Here is a 17,453-nt window from a genome sequence, read left to right on the forward strand (position 1 = left end):
CAAGGAGAAGAACAATGAGAACCGTAACTGGACTATTCGACGACTATTCCGACGCGCGCTCGGCCGTGAATGAATTAGAGTCGGCCGGAATTCCCTCGGATGATATCAGCATCGTCTCGAACAATGGGCGCGATCAGGATAACGCCTCTGGCGCAGCAGAAGGTGCGGGAACCGGCGCCGGTATCGGCGCGGCGGTGGGTGGCGCCGGCGGACTACTTGCCGGGCTGGGCCTTTTGGCCATTCCAGGGGTCGGGCCTGTCGTCGCAGCCGGCTGGTTGGTCGCGACCGCGGCTGGCGCCGCTGCTGGCGCAGTTGCTGGCGGAGTTACAGGCGGCCTGATTGGAGCGCTCACCAGTTCGGGCGTATCCGAAGAGGATGCTCACCTCTATGCAGAGGGCGTGCGTCGGGGCGGGACGCTCGTGAGCGCAAGGGTGGACGAGGGTCGGGTCGCTGAAGCCGAAGCCATCCTTCGGCGCTCCAACTGGGTGGATCCGACCGAACGCCGCCGCGCCTATATGGAAGAGGGCTGGACACGGTTCGACGACAGTCTCGATCCCTACAGCCCCGAGCAGATCGAACAGGAGCGGAACCGCTACCGCCGTACCGCACTCTAAGGAACGCGAGGGATTAAGAGCATCAATGACTTGGTGGCCGCTCTGCTCAAGGCGTCCCGCGAAGCGGGACGCCTTTTCGAGGGTCTCGGCTAAGACGACTGGCGATCGCGCCTTGGCCCCACATCGAGCCTTCATTTACCGTCCGGTCGTTGTCGCCGAGCCCTGGGGTCGTGGTTCGATTGCACCCGGTCAAAAGCGGACTTCTGCAACCTAGGGGCGGGCAGCCTGGAGGTAGCAACTTGAGTCAGCACGCGATTGAGCGAGACGAGATTTTGGCTGAGGGACGGAGTTGCAATGCCTTCGCATTTGATCCGCGACACCAATTATGATGCGGCGACCCGCACACTCTCGGTCTGGCTGGTCACCAGCGAGAACCGCTACGACTACGAGGATGTTCCTCCCGAGACATATGCGGCATTTCGGCGTGCCTTCTCGAAGGGACGGTTCTTCAACGCCCATATCAGGAATCGTTTCACATATCGAATTTCCAAGGAGGAGTGACGTGTTGGCCCTGGTGGGTGGGGATGCTTGGTGTGGCGAGAAGGGTCCGAGGCACTGGGGACGTACGCCATATATGGCAGACGGTTGTTCTGAACCACTGCCGAGCGAGTCTCTTGTCCTGTCTGGAACTTCGAAAAACCTAGCGCCGGATACGGACTGGCGGTGGACATACCCTCATCGGTACATGGCGCATAGGAGTGAGAGCTGCGACTGGGCCCAATCGCGGGCGATCTGTTGGATTTCCGTCAGTCCGGACAAGAGTGCGCCAATTTCGCCGCTGATTTCAAGGTTCGTATCTCTTATCCGGCATTGAACAGTATCAAGCGTTATCGTGGCCACAACCTCACTGTCGAGTGGCGGCGTCTGAAAAAGCGTCTCTGCATCCGCCTCGCACGTCAGCAATGCCCTTGCTGTGACTGAGGAGACACTGCTCGAAACGGAGCAGAAATCGACCGACTCCACTTGAAACCGGGCGGTTTGATTTGGACCGACGGGAATCTGTTCGCACAGCTGCAAAGCGGCAATTGACCTGGCGATCCTTGGCCACTCTGGGGTGTCGAGGGCTGATCGGCAGTCTGCTGAAACTGGAGCATAAGACCAAAACGAGATTGCTGCCGCAATGCAGCAAGCTTTGGATTCTCTGGGAAATCGTCCCCTCATTGACCATCCTCTTTTGGCCGAGATGTCGATTTTACGCTACTTGGGGACCGTCAACAAAGGGTTCCATCCGATGACCGGACAACAAAAATTGAGACGAGCTGTCGAGCGAGGATTGGGCAGACATCTGGATCAGGTTCTGTGGTCAACATCGTGCACGACGTGGTTCCCTTTGCCCTGCCGCCAAAGGCTGCCGATAGCCATGAACGGTGCGCCGACCAAGGTGCACCGATGCTTGGCACTGGGATATTTCGTGCCGTAACCCGAAGAATGCCGAGGCAGGACGAGGCACCTCTTGCTGTCACCGAAGTAGCGGCCTCCGAACCGGAAATTGAAGGCTGGTCCGCCTCTCTCGCCTGCCGGCGGCCGGAAGCTGTCCTTCATAATTGGGTCATTTTGCAGTGGCGCTATCGAGTGCGGCAAGCCGCTCAGGTCTTGTCTCTTATTACCGTCCGCAATGTCTCGTTGATGCGATCCTGCCAGCCGGGGCCGTCTTCCTGGAAATAGGCGAGCACATCGCTGTCAATCTTGAGCGAGACAAGCTCTTTCGTTTTTGGGGCCGCTGGCCGGTCGACCGCAGGCGCTGCAGCCTTTTTCGCTGGTTTGAACAGCGCTTCGGCCGCGTCCATCGGATTGAGAGGTCTGCGAGGCGGGTTTGCCATGAGCGAATCTTCCTATTCTGACAGCAGCCGTTACCGTCAGATCTGTTAAAGGCATATCACCTTTTCGCCGGTTATGTGAACCGCTCCCACCCACCGAAGATGTGTGCAAACGATGTCTCGTTACTTGCAATGCCCGTGTCGCCATCACACCTATCACTCACTACCCGTTTTCGATAACTTCCTGCAGCGGCAATTGCCGCTGCGTTCGAAGTCGTCCGGTCGGAGAAGGCGCTCCCCGAAAGGATCGAGCGCCTTTCCGTTTTCAGACGGGTGATTGACTGCCTGAGTGATTGATTTCTGTTCATGCCGGAAGTCGAAACGAATTTGATGCGTGCAGATGCAGACGCATCCCTTGAAATTGGCAAGCACGGGCCGTCGTCGCGCCGAAACGGCATTCTGACACCATTCGCCGCCACTCCGCGTGGGCTTCGAGGCGATGACTGGCGGACGAAGGACGAGGCAACCTGAAAATATTTTTCCAGATCAGTGTCTCTTAGTCGAGGAGTTCAAGCACCTTCAGGAAGTGCGGATGACAACGGATCGGGTCGAGATCCGAGTCGTATTTCACCCACCTTTTTGTTTCGTGGGTGGCGCGGGGGAGAAGTTCCACTAGTAGGCCGATCGCTCGTTCATGTTCACCCTCGAGCGAGTAAAAGCAAGCCATGTTGTATTTCGCCAGGCGGTCGTCGGGATCGATGGTCAAAGCGCGCCCTGCCCATTCCTTAGCGCGATCGAGCTCACCAAGGGCCGCGAGACCCAAAGCCCCCAGGTAGGCGGCTCTCGCGTTTTCCGGACGCAGAACGAGCTCGCGCTCGGCGCGTGCAACACCTTCACGCGCCGCAATCTTCATTTCCTGCTCGCGCCCGAGCGATCGGAGAACGTTAATGAGCACAAGCAAGGCCTGGTAATCGTCAGGCTTGATCTCTGCGGCGCGCTGGAAAAGCCTGGCCGCTTCGTCCAGTTTGCCCTGGGTGAAGCAGGCGCGGGCATAGAAGTAATAGGCTTCAAACAGATTGGGATCGAGGGCAATTGCCTGATCGAACTCTGCCATCGCTTCCGGATGTCGCTCGCGAAGCGAAAGAGCGAGGCCGAGTGAAGCATGCGCTTCTGCAAGACCGCTCTCAAGATCCAGCGCCTTGGCGCTGGCCGCCAGAATGCCGTCGATTGAGACATCAGCGTTATAGTGAAGGAAGAGGAAGGAATCGCAGTCCGCAATTCCGGCGTAGGCCCGGGCATAGAGTGGGTCGAGTTCGACGGCCATGGCGAACATGCGCTTGGCCAGGACGTAATGAGACTTGGAGTGCCAGTGCAGGAAATGCCGTCCTCTAAGGTAATGCGAATAAGCCTCGAAGCTCCCGGTCGGGGCCTGACCGATGACTTTCTTCTCCTCGGGCAACAGCTTGACCTTCAAGTGGTCCACGATGGTACGGGTGATCTCGTCTTGAAGGGCGAAGATGTCGGTGAGATCACGGTCGTAGCGATCGGCCCAGAGATGACCTCCGCCCTTGCCCTCGACGAGCTGCGCGGTGACGCGCACACGCGAGCCGGCCTTGCGGACACTTCCTTCCAGAATAAAGTTTACCCTGAGATCCTGGCTCACCTGCTGTACCTTCGCCGGCTTGCCCTTGTAGGTATACACCGTATTGCGCGCGACGACGAACAGACCGGAGATTTTCGACAGGTCGGTAATTATGTCCTCGGTGATCCCATCACTAAAATATTCTTGCTCGGAGTCGCCGCTGATGTTGTTGAATGGCAGGACCGCGATGGACGGTTTTTCAATCTCCCAAGGCTCTCCTTGGCTTGCATCCGAGCCCCTCGGAGCCGGTGGGAAGTCCAGGGAGATGCCATAAGCGCGCACTGGCCTGTCAATGTTCTTAAGCGTCTGCTCGCCCATGTCCTCGAACCGAAGATCGAGCCGGTTGCCGACATTATCTCGGACGGCTGCAGAGACCGCGATTCCGCCTGGCGTCGCTATGCTTTCAAGCCTCACCGCCACGTTGACACCGTCCCCGAAGATGTCGTCGCCCTCAACGATCACGTCCCCAAGGTTGATGCCCATGCGGAGCTCTATTCGGCTGCGCTGCGGCACACCCGCATTGCGCTCTAGCATGCCCCGCTGGACTGTGGCCGCGCAGGTGACCGCATTCACGACGCTCGGAAATTCCGCCAGAAATCCGTCGCCGGTGAGCTTCACGATGCGACCCTCACATTCGGCGATCTTGGCGTCGATCAGCTCCTTGCGATGCGATTTCCATGCCGCGTGAGTGCCTTCCTCGTCCCGGCCCATGAGTCGGCTATAAGTTACAACGTCTGCGGCGAGGATTGCCGTCAAACGTCTGTGCACCGTCGGATCGTCCATGTGACCATCTCGTCTCCGTGTATTGCCACGCTCGGGGTGCCATAATTCCAGGCCGATCCGATCATACTCCAGCGGTCGATGAATGTCTCTTTTTGCTGCCGCCAAGAGCGCGGACTTGCGCTTTCGGGTCGTCCCCGGCCTCTGATATTCAGAGGGTGTGGATCAAGTTCCATAATTTTTACGCCGTCTTACGAGATAGCCTTGCTCTTCCAAAGAGTTGAAACCGTAGCGCGTCGAGATCTGGCGCACGTGCTGAGGAAAAAGACGGCAATCGAGATCACTGCGCCGGTTTTCGGGTGCCGCGTGAGCTAATCCAGTCTGTTGAGGCCTAACCGGATGTCCTTTACCTGATCTGGACGGTGGTTTTAGGGTTTCCCTCCGGGGGATGAGACCACGGCCTTGGAAGCACGACGGTTTCCGCTATAACTGATAGGGTTCCAACGAGGCTCTTCCATGACGAAGGTTTTCAATCCACCGTCGGTTCGCCGACCCTTCGGAAATTATAATCACGGCCTGCTGGTGCCGTCCGGAGCTTCGTTGCTGGTGACATCGGGCCAACTCGGGATTGGCCTCGACGACACGGTGCCCGGGGACGTGACGGCGCAGGCCGAGCTGTGCTTCGAGGCGATCAGGGCTATACTCGAAGAGGCGGATATGAGCTTTGCTGATGTCATCCGCATTTCGGGCTTCCTGACGCGGCGCGAGGATTTTCCGGCCTATATGGCCGTGCGCGACCGCTTTACCGCGGACCCGAAGCCCACGTCGACGCTGATCATCGTCAGTGGCTTCACCCGGCCGGAATTTCTGGTCGAGGTCGAAGTGACGGCGGCTAAGGTTTTCTAGAATCGCTCCATTGCCGTCTTCACCTTACCAAGGAATGCAGCGCACGTTTCCGCCGTGCAGTTATTCATGTCGTAATGGGCGAGGAAAGTGACCGGCCTCAGTGGGTTTATCTGGGCGCGCAGCACCCGCTTGACGATCTTCTTCGGCGGATTGCCGGCGACGAACGCGCGAAAAGGCGTGGCGCCGTAAGTCAGGACGGCTGCTAGTTTTTGGATGTGCCGGAGCCGCGATTGCACCTGTCCGTCAACCAGCTCGAAAGATACACCGGGCAGCCAGACGCGGTCGAAATATCCTTTGAGGATCGCCGGGAAACCGAAATTCCACACGGGTGTGACGATGACGAGCCCTTCCGCCTGCTTGAGGCGATCGACATAGGGTTTCACCAGCGCGATATTCTTCGGATATTCGTGATAGACGAGGCGATCGCCACGGGAGAGCACCGGATCGAAACTTTCCGCATAAAGATCGCAGCCATCGACCGTGTGTCCGGCCGTGGCGAGACTTTCGAGTGTCTGTCGGTAAAGGGCTGCACCGTAACTCGCTTCCACCGGATGGGAATGAAGGACGAGAACCCTCATGAGGGCTCCATGATGCTGGCAAGACCGGGGAACAGATAGTTCTTGCCTGCCGAGAAGTCGAAATTCGGGTTCTCCCAGGCAATCATCTTGCCGGGATTGAGCAAGCCCTTTGGGTCTGTTTCATGCTTGAAAGCAAGCTGAATCCTGTCGGTCCGCTTCATGCCGCCCTCCTCCAGCGTATAGCGGTGCGGATTGAAGATCGGGCAGCCATGATCCTGATGGATCTCGATGATTTCCTCGAGCCGCCCTTCCGTCGTGTAGCGCACCAGCGGCAGGCCGGAGCACTGGATCTGACCGTCGAACCTGATGAATTCGAGATGCCCAGGCACTTCATCGCCGAAGATTTCGACCATCTTCTGAACCTTCTCGACATGATCCGGTCCCGGATACTGGACCTGAAGATAGGTGAATTTCGGATCGATCTTCAGCGCACGGAGCGTCGTGTGGTTCCAGGCAAGCTCGTAGGCATGCGGAATGCCCCGCATGCTCTCCACCTTGTCGGAACGAAAAATGATCTCGCCATTTTGCGATGCCGCAAAGGCAAGGAACGCATCCATGGAGTGCGGGGCAATCATCAAGACGACGACTGACTGATCCTTGCGGATGTAGGGCCTGTGGCGGGTGAAGTAGTCATGCGGAATCGGGGCGGCAATCGGCGCGATTTCCTTGACCAAGATGCCGTTGGACCGTGCGAGCTTATCGGAGAAGCGGACGGCCGTCATGAAATCGTCGTAGCCGACCAGCACGTCCACCCAATCGTAGGCCGGCGCGAGCGGCATTTCGATCTCGGTGATGATGCCGTTCGTGCCGTAGGCGTGGCTCACCTTCTGCAGGTCCCAGCCCGTCAGGTCGAGCACTCGCGGTTCTGCTTCCATGGTAACGACGCGCAGCCGCAGGATATTGCCGAGGTCGCGCAGTCCACCCCACGTGATCGAGCCGACGCCGCCGGAGCCGCCAGCAATGAAGCCACCGATCGTTGCGGTCTGGGCTGTCGACGGGTGGAAGCGCAGTTCCTGGCCGGAATGGGCCTTCGTCTGCTTGTCCAGTTGCGCCATGACGATGCCAGGCTCGCAGATGACGCGCCCTGGATGGATTTCCTTGATCTTGTCCATGGCCGCAAGATTGAGCACGATGCCGCCGGAAAGCGGCATGGCCTGGCCGTAATTGCCGGTGCCGGCGCCGCGCGGCGTCACGGGTACGCCGTGTGCGAACGCGACCCGCAGCGTCTGGATCACCTCGGCTTCGTCTTTCGGCGTAACGACGAGATCGGCGGTCACGTTGTCGAGCTGGGCCTTCAGGATCGGCGAGTACCAATAGAAATCGCGGCTCTTTTGACGCACGAGCGCTGGATTGTCCTCGATGGCTATGCCTGCAAGTTCCTTTTTGATCTTTTCGTAATCCGGCATGTCAGGCTCCAACGACACTATCGAGTTCACGGTAATCCGGCAGGCTGCGGTCGATCACCTTGCCGCGCCGAAGCACGACGCGGTCAGACTGCGGACGGGAGAGAAATTCGCTCCAGCGCCGGGCGCTGAAGAGTACGAGATCGGCCGGGCCTCCGGGGGCGATCCGGCCGATATCCGGGCGGCCGACGATCGACGCTGGCGACGTGGTGATGATGCGAGCAGCCGTATCCAGGGGATGATCGAGATGCAGGATGCGTACCGCCTCGCGGAAAACCTCGACCGGATCAAGATCGCCATAGGCATAGAACGGGTCGCGGGTATTGTCGGACGCGACGGCGGTCTTGACTCCGGCTTTGGCAAGCTCCTTGAAGAGCGTTACCCCACGCCATCGTGGCGTGCGGTCCGGATAGCGGTCCTGGAGATACATGTTGCACATCGGAAGCGAGATGATCGACAGGCCGGCCCTGGCGACCAATTCGACAGTTCTCTGAGCGAGACCGTCGTCCTGTCGGGCGAGCGAGCAGCAGTGGCCTGCCGTGACCTTGCCCTGAAAGCCGTTGCGGATCACCGAGTCGGCGATTGCTTTTAGCGTTTCAGCGCCCGGATCGTCCGTTTCGTCTACATGCAGGTCGACGTCGAGCCCACTGTCTGCGGCCGCACGAAAGAGCTTATCCAACTGCCAGACGAGGTCTGGTCCCATCTTCGTGACCCCGCCAAGCAGGCCGCCTTTATTGCGAACGACCGTCACGAGATCGGCGAAATAGGCCGCATCTGCCACGAGCTCCATGGGAAAGAGCGCGACAGCTTGCAGTGTAATCCTATCCTTCCAGGCATCCCGCACGTCGTCGAAGACATCGAAGGAAATCCTGTGCTGCGGAGCGATAGAATCGAGATGCGTGCGTATGAGGCTGGTGCCGTGAGCGTAGGCGGAGCGTAGTGAGAATTCCATCCGCATTCTGACGTCTGTGGTGGACCAATGCGCCTCCCGATCGACGCGCACCGCCTCCAACGCTCCCATGAAGGTGCCATCGAGGTTGGCGTTGCGGGACCATATATGTCCCTTGTCGAGATGCGTATGAACGTCCATGAAGCATGGCCAGGCCATGCCGCCCTTAAGATCGGACCTTGCATAGTCCGCGGGTGCTTCGCCTGGCGGCAGAACGGCGGAAACCAGACCGTCTGCGACGACGATATCAGCCCTGACGAGACCCTCTTCGGCCGGTGCGGTGTAGCCGCTGACAGCTGCCGCCGGAAGCGTTGCATTGCTCAGCACGAATCGGCCGGCATTGGGAGGTGAGATGAAGGAATAGGTCATCAGTTTTCCCGTTCCAGGCTGCTTTCATGCCAGCGATGCAGGCTGAGCCACGAGATGAAGGACGTGACGGCAAAGATTGCGACGCCGAGCAGCGACAGCATCAGCAACGCCGCGAACAGTCGGGGTATGTTCAGCCGATACTGGGCCTCGAGCAGGCGAAAGGCGAGGCCGGAACCGGCGCCGGCTGAGCCGGCTGCGAATTCCGCCACAACAGCGGCAATCAGCGCAAGCCCGCCACCGATCCTGAGCCCTGTCATGAAATAGGGCTGGGCTGCAGGCAGCTTGAGATAGAGCAGCGTCTGCCAACGCGTGGCGCCGTAAAGCTCGAACAGATTGATCAGATTGTGATCGACGCTTTTCAGGCCCTGGACCATGTTGGAAAGGATCGGAAAGAAGGCGACGAGGAAAGCGCAGATGAGGAGCGCCACCTGCGTCGATGGTGCATAAATGAGGATGAGAGGCGATATAGCCACAATCGGTGTTACCTGCAGGATCACTGCAAGCGGATAGAAGGCGATCTCGATCCACCGGGATTGAACGAGGAAGATCGCAAAACCGACGCCGCCGACAAGTGCCAGTATCAGCGACATGACGGTGATCTTGGTTGTGACCCAAAGGGCGGGGGCGAGGGTGCCCCAATCCGCGGCAAAGGCATTGGCCACGGCGATCGGTCCCGGCAGGATATAGGGCGGAACACCGGAGAGCTTGACATAGAGCCCCCAAATCAAAACAACGACGGCTATGACGGCGAAGGGTACGGAAATGCGAAGCGCCAGATCACGCCGCTTGGGGTTGGGCCGATTGGGGATTGACGGCGCGAAGGCGTCGGCTGTGTCCATCTTCAACGATCTTCCTTTGCAGCGTTAATTGCCCCGATCAGCGAATGGGAGACCGTTTCGCAGGCGCGCCGGTATTCTTCCGAGGTGCGATAATGCGCGTCGCGCTCGCGGCTCGTCACAAGCGAAAGATCTGCATGAACCCGGCCCGGGCGCGCCTTCATGACAACGATGCGGCTAGATAGATAGGCGGATTCGAAGACGGAGTGGGTGACGAAGATCACGGTGATGCCTGTCTCCTTCCAGAGCCGCAGCACATCGTCGTTCAGCTTCTGACGGGTGATTTCGTCGAGTGCCGCGAAGGGCTCGTCCATCAAAAGAAGTTTCGGTCTGGTTACGAGCGCACGGGCGATCGAGACGCGCATCTTCATGCCGCCGGAGAGCTCGCGCGGATAGGCGCCGGCGAAATCCTGCAAGCCGACGGTCGCGAGCGCGCCCATGATCTGATCGCGTGCCGCGGCCTTTGAAATCCCGCGCAGCTTTAGTGGCAGATGGACATTGCTGAAGACATTCTTCCACGGCATCAGCGTCGGCTCCTGGAAGACGAAACCGATATCGCCTTCGGGAAGTCCCTTTGCGTTGATGCGCGAACTTGGCCAGTCGATGCTGCCGGACGTGATATCACCAAGGCCAGCGATGATGCGAAGCGCAGTCGACTTGCCGCAACCGGACGGGCCGAGCAGGCTGATGAACTCGCCGGTCTCGACCGTGAGCGACATGCCAGAAAGCGCGACTGTTCCGCTGGAGAAAACCTTCGAAACGGCTTGCATGGCGACCAACGGCCGTTTGCGTTTTTCAGTCAGCGGCGCCGTCTGGACCTCGGCTAGGGGCATTGCGGGTCTCTTTGTTTGAAGAGGATGCAGCTTGACGCTGGGGCGCGGCAAGCTCTTCACACAGCCCTGTGGCTTACTTCTTCAGCGACATGCCGGTGCCCTTGCAGACGAACTTGGTCGTAAAGGCCTTGGTATAGTCCGTGTCTGCCTTGAAGATGTTGATGGCCACCATTTCGTCGAAGAACTTCTTGTAGTGCGCGTCTGTGATGCAGCCGATGCCCTTGTCCATGGCGTCGCCGGATTCAACGATGCCGAATTCCTTCATCTTTGCGATGGAATAGGCGATCTGACCATCCGTCATTTCCGGATTGTCCTTCTTGATCAGTTCATTCGCCTTGCTGTTGTCACTGTAGAGGTAATTGTACCAGCCCTCGATCGAGGCATCGACAAAGCGCTGGACGACGTCCGGCTTCGTGTCGATCATCATCTGTGTCGTTGTGATCATCGTGGAGTATGGGGTATAGCCGTTGTCGGCGAGCAGGAACACCTTCGGCTCCCAGCCCGTCTGCTTCTGGATTTCGTAGGGTTCGGACGTCAGGTAGCCTTGCTGGGCAGACTCCTTGTCGGCGATGAACGGTCCAGGATTGAAGTTGTAGGGTTTGTACTGTTCGTCCTTGAAGCCTTTGTAATTGGATTTCATCCACTCGAAATAGGTCAGGTAACCGTCCTTGCCGAGGAACAGCGTCTTCAGCTTGGCCAGATCCTCGAACGTCTCGATGCCGGCATTAGGATGCGAAATCAGCACCTGCGGGTCTTTCTGGAAGATGGCTGCGACATCCACCAAAGGAATTCCTTGCTCGACGGCGGTGATTTCGCCCTGTGAACCGCCCATGTAGAAGTCGATCTTGCCGGATATCAGCAGCGCGCTGTTTGCTGCATTCGGGCCGCCCTGAACGATGCTGACGTCAAGACCATACTTCTCGTAGGTGCCGTCGGCGACCGCCTGATAGAAGCCGCCATGCTCGGCCTGCGCCAACCAATTGGTGCCATAGCTTACCTGGTCGAGCGCGTGGCCCGGCGCGGCCGTGGCGATCGAGCCGCCGAGACCAAGGAATGCGGTGAGTGCAATATTTTTCAGTACATTGGACATGTTCGGCGTTCCCCTATGGTGCCAGGGATTGCCCTTACCGGCACCCCATTTTCTTTATTTGAGCGATTGCGTTGCTCTTTGAAAAGCATCAAAATTCGTGCGCAACGATGCCTTTTTGGCATCTCAAACGGTGCGCGCTCCTAAATTGGGCTGCGTGCTTTAATTTGATGCACCGAGGGCGCGCGATGCTGCATTCCAGGAAGCTTCTCTACATCAACGAAATTGCGCGGTCGGGCTCTATCCGCAAGGCAGCGGCACGGTTGAACGTCGCTTCCTCTGCCATCAACCGGCAGATCCTGGCGCTGGAAGCGGAAATGGGCGCTCCGCTCTTCGAGCGCCTGCCGCGCGGCCTCAGGCTGACTGCGGCCGGCGAACTGTGCATAGAACACATTCGCGAGGTTCTGAAGAATTACGATCGTTTGGAGGGCCGCATCCGCAGTCTCAGGATGCAGCAGGCGGGCAAGGTGCGTCTGGTAACGACGGTCGGGCTTGCCGCTGGGCCGCTGGCGGAAATCATCAGCCGCTTTCAGCTGGAACATCCGCGTGTTTTCTTCCAGATCAGGAATGATGCCGGCACGATGACAGTCAATCCCGTGCTGTCGGGTGAGGTGGATATCGGCCTCGGCTTCAATATTCCGGCGACACCTGGAATACGCACTCTGGGAACTTTCGATATCCCTATCGGCGTCGTCCTGCCACCCGGCCATCGGCTTATCGGTCCCGGCCCGATCAACCTGACGGACGTGGTGCAGGAGCGACTGGTGCTGGCCCAACAGGGCACCAGCCTGCGCGAAGTGATCAATCTTGCACTTGCGCGGCTCGATGTTCATGTCGAGCCGGTGCTCGAGACCAATGCTTCGGAGATGCTGAAGAAGCTGGTGAAATGCGGGGCAGGATTATCGATGCTCAATCCGCTTGACGTGATCACCGAGTGCCGAAAGGGGGAACTGGTTTTCCGTCCGGTCGCCGAGCCGCATGCGCGCCAGCAGCCGATGAAATTGTTTGCCCGTGTGCGTGCGCCGCTGGACGCCGCAACGAGCCTGTTCGTGGAATACCTGCTGGCGGAGCTTGCCGGCCTTGTGCAGGAACTTCAGGTCAAGGGGCACATCGCGCCCGACAAGCCGGCTGCCGGTTGACCTTACTTCGTGTAGAGATTCGAAAGAGGATAGAGCTTCAAATCATAGAGCATCTCGATGAAGCCCTTCACTTGATGGCGGCAGATGGCTGCGCCCTTTTTCGCCGTGCCGCCTAAGGCGTTGCCGACGACGCCGTTGGGATTGAGATCATGTGCAATCCACGCCAACGAATGCGGAGGTAAAGGCTGAATATAGTTCGACCGTTCCCGCATCCATTCGGCTTTCGAGGCAAAATTCTGCGCCTTGTCCATGCGCACCAGGTCCGGCCGGAAATGCAGCATCAGGGAGGTCTCCACTTCGCCGCCGTGAATACCGTATTTTGCTTCGTGTTCGCTGATCATGCCTTCCGGATGTCCGAACCGGCCCCACTGTGTCGACAGCACGGCCATCTGGTGACGGACGCGCAATTCGCGCGCGACGATGCTCATGATGTCGACATTGCCGCCATGCGAGTTGACGATCACCATTTTGCGGATACCAGCTTCCGCGACCTTTGCGCCAATCGCAGTCCAGATCGGGATCAAAAGTTCGGCACCAAGCGAGAGCGTGCCCGGGCCATAGATATGTTCGTTCGCCTTGCCGATCTCCTGTGTCGGCAGGACCAGTATGTCGAGGTCTTCGGGCCGCTCCTTGCGCAACACCGCAAGCATTCCGTTTGCGATTGCGACATCGGTGGCGATTGGCAGATGCGGCCCATGCTGTTCTGTCGACGCGATCGGCAGGATCGCTATGGTCGTGTCGCAAGAAAGCGCCGCGAAGTCAGAGGTATTGAGTTCGTTCCAGTAAAATGGCATCGCCATTGCCGCATCCCTTCCTTGGCCTTCCACTATTGAGTAGGGAACCAGCGTGCATGCGAAAAGCATCAATTTGCGCCAATGCCGATGCCTTTTTGCGAGAGGTTCCACGAGTACAGTCTAAGGCTTGTCCAGGTGGCGCTCGGAATAGTTTTTCGGACGCAGGTTCTTCACCACAATCCGAGGAGAAAATGCGGTCCGAAACGCACGCCTTCGGCCAATGCCGGTTGCGCGGCAACGCAGATCATGGGTCGAACTCTCTTCGCACCTGTATTCTCAAAGCCGCTTCGCGTTATGCTAGCGTTCGAAAGGCTCGCCGAGCGAGGCGACGCCATTCAGCTTAAGCAGGCGGCGGTCCGCCGAAATGATGCCCAGCACGATAATCGTGACGAGATAGGGCAGGCTCGCAAGCAGTTGTGAAGGGACGTCCAGTCCGGCCGCCTGGGCTGCGAGACCCGTCAGGGACACGGCTCCGAAGAGGCACGCCCCCAAAAAGATCCGACCGGTGAGCCACGTCCCGAAGACGACCAGTGCGATTGCGATCCAGCCACGACCGGCGATCATCCCATCGGCCCAAAGCGGTGTGTAGACGACCGATGCGTAGGCGCCGGCAAACCCTGCCATCGTTCCGCCGAATGCGATGGCGGCGAAGCGCACGGCGATGACTGAATACCCCACAGCGTGGGCGGCTTTGGGGTTCTCGCCAATCGCCCGGACGACAAGACCGGCCTTCGTATAGGCAAACATCGCCCAGATGGCGAATGTTGCGGCAAGGGAAAGCCAGACGACGGCGTCTTGGATGAAAAGGTGGCCAATGACTGGGATATCGGAAAGCCATGGAAAGGCAAACTTTGGAAGCCCCTTGACCGTGAGGCTTTCATAAGTCTTGCCGAAGAGCGCCGAGAGGCCTTGGCCGAGAATGCCGATCGCCAGGCCCGTCGCTACTTGGTTTGCCCGAAGTCCGACCGCGATGACGGCAAAAACCATTGAAAGTGCGGCGCTGCCGAGACCGGCGGCGACGAAACCGAAAAGATGGCCCCCACCATGATAGACGATGATGAAGGCGAGCACCGCACCGAATGCCATCAAACCCTCGGCGCCGAGGTTGAGAACCCCGGCTCGCTCAACCACCAGCTCGCCGAGAGCTGCAAGGAGGAACGGTGTCGCAGCCGCGAGCATCCCGGCAAGGATGAATTCGATGGCGTTCATGGCCGGCTCCGGTAGACGGAAAGGCGCCATTCGAGACGGTACCGCACGAAGGCGACGGCGATGAGATAGGCGACGAGGAGACTACCCTGAAATACACGGACCGCGGCAATCGGCAAGTTTGCCGACACCATGGCATTGTCCCCTCCGATGTAGAGCGCCGCCATAAATAGTGCAGAGACCACGATCCCGATTGGATGCAGACCGCCGAGATAGGCGACGATAATAGCCGCATAGCCATAACCCGTCGAAATCGAGCGCTGCAACTGGCCGAGGGGACCGGCAACCTCGGCTGCGCCAGCAAGCCCCGCAGCGCATCCGCCAATGAGAAGGCAAAGCCAGATCGCCCGCCCTTCGTTGAAACCTGCGTAGCCGGCGGCACGCGGCGCGAGGCCGCCGACCTGGAGCTTATAGCCGGTGAAGCTCTTCTCCATGAAGATCCATGCCGCCATCGATAAGACGATCGTCAGGAGCAGGGAAACGTTGATGCGGGTGCCGGAGATCAAGACCGGCACCATCGCGTCATACTGAAACATCACAGACTGAGGAAAGTTAAACCCGTTCGGATCCTTCCAGGGACCAAGCAGCAGGTAGTTAAGCAACTGCGCAGCAACGAGGCTCAGCATCAGGGAAACGAGTATCTCGTTCGCGTTTAGCCTGACGCGCCAGAAGGCGGTGAGCGACGCCCATGAAGCACCACCGAGTGCGCCAAGGAATAGCATCAGTGGCCAAATCCATTGACCCGTCGCCTGCGGGAACCATACGGGGATGGCCGAGGCGAAGATCGCACCCAGAATGAACTGGCCCTCGGCACCGATGTTAAAGACCTTGGCGCGGAAACCGATCGCCAGGCCCTGCGCGATGAGCAGAAGGGGGCCCATCTTCAGCATGACTTCCGAAAACGACGCCCAAGAGAGGAAGGGTTCGAGAAGCATCGCATAGACGATGGCGACCGGATCGCGGCCCATCGACATGTAAAGTCCGAGATTGAGAATGGTAGCCAACCCCAGAGCAACGGGAGGCGCAAGCAAGGTGGCGGTCAGCGATGCGCGCTCCCGACGGACAAGGGTGGGAAGGATAGCTGTAAATAAAGCCCTCATGCCAGAGCCGTCTCCTGCGAAGAATAGGCACCGATCATATAACGGCCGATGTCCTCCGGCCGCGTGTCCCGTGTGACGAGAGCCGGGCTCAGAGCGCCGTGGTGCAACACCTGAATGAAATCGCAGAGTTCGAAAAGCTCTTCGAGCTCCTCTGAAATGATGAGGATCGCCATACCTTCGTTACGCAGCCCGACAAGCCGCCTGCGGATGGCCGATGCAGCGCCGATATCGACGCCCCATGTCGGCTGTGCGATGAACAGCAGTTTGGGAGACAGCATGATCTCTCGGCCGACGATGAACTTCTGCAGATTGCCGCCAGAGAGCGAGCCGGCTTCCACCTCTGGGCCGGGCGTGCGGACATCGTACTGGCGGATGCACTCATCGGTGAATGCCATCGCCTTGGCTTCGTCAACGAGACCATACCTGAGAAGGTTGAGCGGATGAGCGGTCAGCAGGCTGTTGTGGGTGAGGGACATTTCGGGTACGGCGCCACGCCCAAGCCGGTCTTCGGGAACGAAGGCAAATCCAAGCTGCCGGCGAGCAGCCGCATTGAGCGTGCCCACGTCCTTTCCCATCATGTAGATCCGCTCGTGCTGTTCTCCTGGCAGGACCGCTTCGCCGGAAATGAGCGAGGCAAGCTCGCTTTGCCCGTTTCCGGAAATTCCGGCTATGCCAAGAATTTCGCCCGAACGAACCGTGAGGCTTAAAGTGGAGAGCGGCACGGCAAAGGGGTCATCCGGCCGATAGTCGAGGCCGATGATTTCAAGCCGCTTTTCCCCGCCAGAAATGGGCAACGCCGGCATGGGCTCCGGCATGTCGCGGCCGATCATCATGCGGGCCAGGTCATGAGCATCGTGTTTTCGCGGATCGACATGCCCGGTAACGCGCCCACCGCGCAGAATGGTCGCCCTATCGCAGATCGCGCGGATTTCCTCCAGTTTATGCGAGATGAAGAGAATGGAGACGCCGCGGTCGCGCAGGCGACGCAACGTGTCGAAGAGTCTCTCCACCGATTGCGGCGGCAGGACGGAGGTCGGCTCGTCGAGGATCAGCAGCTTCGGGTTTGTCAGCAGGCAGCGGATGATCTCCACACGCTGCCGCTCGCCGACGGAAAGCGTGTGCACATGGGCGAGGGGATCGACTTCGAGCCCGAAGTCGCGCCCGAGCTTCCGGATGCGCTCAGTGAGTCCGGTTTTCCGGCCCGGAACGACCAGTTGCGTGTTCTCCACCACCGTCAGGGTCTCAAACAGCGAGAAGTGCTGAAAGACCATGCCGATGCCCTTGCGCCTCGCCTCCGCAGGCGATGCGAGGCTCAAAGGTTCTTCTTCCCAGATAACGGTCCCGCTGTCCGGTTGCTCGACGCCATAGATCAGCTTCATCAGCGTCGACTTACCCGCGCCGTTTTCTCCGAGGATTGCATGGATCGATTGCGGGGCCACGTCCAGGTCGATGGCTTGATTGGCCCGGTTCTGGCCGTAGCTCTTGGAAACGCCGCGCAGCGACAGGAGCGGAACGGTCAT

General features: G+C 59.1%; 16 protein-coding genes. 4 read left to right on the top strand and 12 right to left on the bottom strand.

The window, feature by feature from the left end; all coding sequences use genetic code 11:
* Positions 1-14 precede the first annotated feature (14 nt).
* Both RGR602_RS26450 and RGR602_RS26455 read left to right on the top strand, forming a co-directional pair.
* Positions 15-614, top strand: coding sequence for a general stress protein (locus tag RGR602_RS26450; protein ID WP_040114990.1), 600 nt, complete (start codon positions 15-17; stop codon positions 612-614).
* Positions 615-908: 294 nt separating this feature from the next.
* Complete coding sequence (locus RGR602_RS26455) at positions 909-1,115, top strand: KTSC domain-containing protein (protein WP_040114991.1); 207 nt, start codon at positions 909-911, stop codon at positions 1,113-1,115.
* 1,085 nt (positions 1,116-2,200) lie between these two features.
* On the opposite strand, the gene RGR602_RS26470 is transcribed toward RGR602_RS26455, so the two are convergent.
* Positions 2,201-2,434: a BrnA antitoxin family protein gene (locus tag RGR602_RS26470; RefSeq protein ID WP_040114992.1), complete on the bottom strand. Its 234-nt coding sequence runs from the start codon at positions 2,432-2,434 to the stop codon at positions 2,201-2,203.
* Between the two features lie 493 nt (positions 2,435-2,927).
* Positions 2,928-4,796 carry an adenylate/guanylate cyclase domain-containing protein gene (locus tag RGR602_RS26475; protein ID WP_040114993.1) on the bottom strand — a complete coding sequence of 623 codons (1,869 nt, stop codon included), beginning with the start codon at positions 4,794-4,796 and terminating at the stop codon, positions 2,928-2,930.
* 453 nt (positions 4,797-5,249) lie between these two features.
* Here RGR602_RS26475 and RGR602_RS26480 point away from each other — a divergent pair, with 453 nt between their 5' ends.
* Entirely contained in the window at positions 5,250-5,639 is a 390-nt protein-coding gene (locus RGR602_RS26480; protein ID WP_040114994.1) for a RidA family protein, read from the top strand.
* Here the strand turns inward: RGR602_RS26480 and RGR602_RS26485 are convergent.
* From RGR602_RS26485 to RGR602_RS26510, 6 genes are all read right to left on the bottom strand, one after another.
* Positions 5,636-6,217, bottom strand: coding sequence for an NAD(P)H-dependent oxidoreductase (locus RGR602_RS26485; RefSeq protein WP_040114995.1), 582 nt, complete (start codon positions 6,215-6,217; stop codon positions 5,636-5,638). The two genes, RGR602_RS26480 and RGR602_RS26485, sit on opposite strands and share 4 nt — an antisense overlap.
* The gene (locus RGR602_RS26490) at positions 6,214-7,623 is read right to left on the bottom strand and encodes an FAD-binding oxidoreductase (protein ID WP_040114996.1); all 1,410 of its coding nucleotides are present in this window, start codon (positions 7,621-7,623) and stop codon (positions 6,214-6,216) included. Before RGR602_RS26490 ends, RGR602_RS26485 begins: the two co-directional genes overlap by 4 nt.
* Position 7,624: 1 nt before the next feature.
* Positions 7,625-8,938: a cytosine deaminase gene (locus RGR602_RS26495; protein ID WP_040114997.1), complete on the bottom strand. Its 1,314-nt coding sequence runs from the start codon at positions 8,936-8,938 to the stop codon at positions 7,625-7,627.
* Positions 8,938-9,777 (bottom strand): ABC transporter permease, encoded by an 840-nt coding sequence (locus RGR602_RS26500; RefSeq protein ID WP_052451768.1) that lies wholly within the window; start codon positions 9,775-9,777, stop codon positions 8,938-8,940. Before RGR602_RS26500 ends, RGR602_RS26495 begins: the two co-directional genes overlap by 1 nt.
* Positions 9,778-9,779: 2 nt before the next feature.
* On the bottom strand, positions 9,780-10,607 hold the full coding sequence (locus tag RGR602_RS26505; RefSeq protein ID WP_040114998.1) for an ABC transporter ATP-binding protein: 828 nt from the start codon (positions 10,605-10,607) through the stop codon (positions 9,780-9,782).
* A gap of 73 nt (positions 10,608-10,680) precedes the next feature.
* Entirely contained in the window at positions 10,681-11,697 is a 1,017-nt protein-coding gene (locus RGR602_RS26510) for an ABC transporter substrate-binding protein (RefSeq protein WP_040114999.1), read from the bottom strand.
* 185 nt (positions 11,698-11,882) lie between these two features.
* Here RGR602_RS26510 and RGR602_RS26515 point away from each other — a divergent pair, with 185 nt between their 5' ends.
* Positions 11,883-12,833, top strand: a complete 951-nt coding sequence (locus RGR602_RS26515; protein WP_040115000.1) for a LysR family transcriptional regulator — start codon at positions 11,883-11,885, stop codon at positions 12,831-12,833.
* Between the two features lie 2 nt (positions 12,834-12,835).
* On the opposite strand, the gene RGR602_RS26520 is transcribed toward RGR602_RS26515, so the two are convergent.
* The 4 genes from RGR602_RS26520 to RGR602_RS26535 form a co-directional block, all read right to left on the bottom strand.
* Positions 12,836-13,633: a creatininase family protein gene (locus RGR602_RS26520; protein WP_040115001.1), complete on the bottom strand. Its 798-nt coding sequence runs from the start codon at positions 13,631-13,633 to the stop codon at positions 12,836-12,838.
* A 291-nt stretch (positions 13,634-13,924) separates the two neighbouring features.
* Complete coding sequence (locus RGR602_RS26525; RefSeq protein ID WP_040115002.1) at positions 13,925-14,836, bottom strand: ABC transporter permease; 912 nt, start codon at positions 14,834-14,836, stop codon at positions 13,925-13,927.
* Positions 14,833-15,933, bottom strand: a complete 1,101-nt coding sequence (locus tag RGR602_RS26530; RefSeq protein WP_040115003.1) for an ABC transporter permease — start codon at positions 15,931-15,933, stop codon at positions 14,833-14,835. The genes RGR602_RS26525 and RGR602_RS26530 overlap by 4 nt, the downstream gene beginning before the upstream one ends.
* The gene (locus tag RGR602_RS26535) at positions 15,930-17,453 is read right to left on the bottom strand and encodes an ABC transporter ATP-binding protein (RefSeq protein ID WP_040115004.1); all 1,524 of its coding nucleotides are present in this window, start codon (positions 17,451-17,453) and stop codon (positions 15,930-15,932) included. The genes RGR602_RS26530 and RGR602_RS26535 overlap by 4 nt, the downstream gene beginning before the upstream one ends.

The organism is Rhizobium gallicum bv. gallicum R602sp, from assembly GCF_000816845.1.
Taxonomy (GTDB): domain Bacteria; phylum Pseudomonadota; class Alphaproteobacteria; order Rhizobiales; family Rhizobiaceae; genus Rhizobium; species Rhizobium gallicum.

Bases quoted from the DNA above. Each gene is read 5' to 3' on its own strand.
- RGR602_RS26450 (WP_040114990.1), top strand. From the start codon at position 15: ATGAGAACCGTAACTGGACTATTCGACGACTATTCCGACGCGCGCTCG.
- RGR602_RS26455 (WP_040114991.1), top strand. From the start codon at position 909: ATGCCTTCGCATTTGATCCGCGACACCAATTATGATGCGGCGACCCGC.
- RGR602_RS26470 (WP_040114992.1), bottom strand. From the start codon at position 2,434: ATGGCAAACCCGCCTCGCAGACCTCTCAATCCGATGGACGCGGCCGAA.
- RGR602_RS26475 (WP_040114993.1), bottom strand. From the start codon at position 4,796: ATGGACGATCCGACGGTGCACAGACGTTTGACGGCAATCCTCGCCGCA.
- RGR602_RS26480 (WP_040114994.1), top strand. From the start codon at position 5,250: ATGACGAAGGTTTTCAATCCACCGTCGGTTCGCCGACCCTTCGGAAAT.
- RGR602_RS26485 (WP_040114995.1), bottom strand. From the start codon at position 6,217: ATGAGGGTTCTCGTCCTTCATTCCCATCCGGTGGAAGCGAGTTACGGT.
- RGR602_RS26490 (WP_040114996.1), bottom strand. From the start codon at position 7,623: ATGCCGGATTACGAAAAGATCAAAAAGGAACTTGCAGGCATAGCCATC.
- RGR602_RS26495 (WP_040114997.1), bottom strand. From the start codon at position 8,938: ATGACCTATTCCTTCATCTCACCTCCCAATGCCGGCCGATTCGTGCTG.
- RGR602_RS26500 (WP_052451768.1), bottom strand. From the start codon at position 9,777: ATGGACACAGCCGACGCCTTCGCGCCGTCAATCCCCAATCGGCCCAAC.
- RGR602_RS26505 (WP_040114998.1), bottom strand. From the start codon at position 10,607: ATGCCCCTAGCCGAGGTCCAGACGGCGCCGCTGACTGAAAAACGCAAA.
- RGR602_RS26510 (WP_040114999.1), bottom strand. From the start codon at position 11,697: ATGTCCAATGTACTGAAAAATATTGCACTCACCGCATTCCTTGGTCTC.
- RGR602_RS26515 (WP_040115000.1), top strand. From the start codon at position 11,883: ATGCTGCATTCCAGGAAGCTTCTCTACATCAACGAAATTGCGCGGTCG.
- RGR602_RS26520 (WP_040115001.1), bottom strand. From the start codon at position 13,633: ATGGCGATGCCATTTTACTGGAACGAACTCAATACCTCTGACTTCGCG.
- RGR602_RS26525 (WP_040115002.1), bottom strand. From the start codon at position 14,836: ATGAACGCCATCGAATTCATCCTTGCCGGGATGCTCGCGGCTGCGACA.
- RGR602_RS26530 (WP_040115003.1), bottom strand. From the start codon at position 15,933: ATGAGGGCTTTATTTACAGCTATCCTTCCCACCCTTGTCCGTCGGGAG.
- RGR602_RS26535 (WP_040115004.1), bottom strand. From the start codon at position 17,453: ATGACCGTTCCGCTCCTGTCGCTGCGCGGCGTTTCCAAGAGCTACGGC.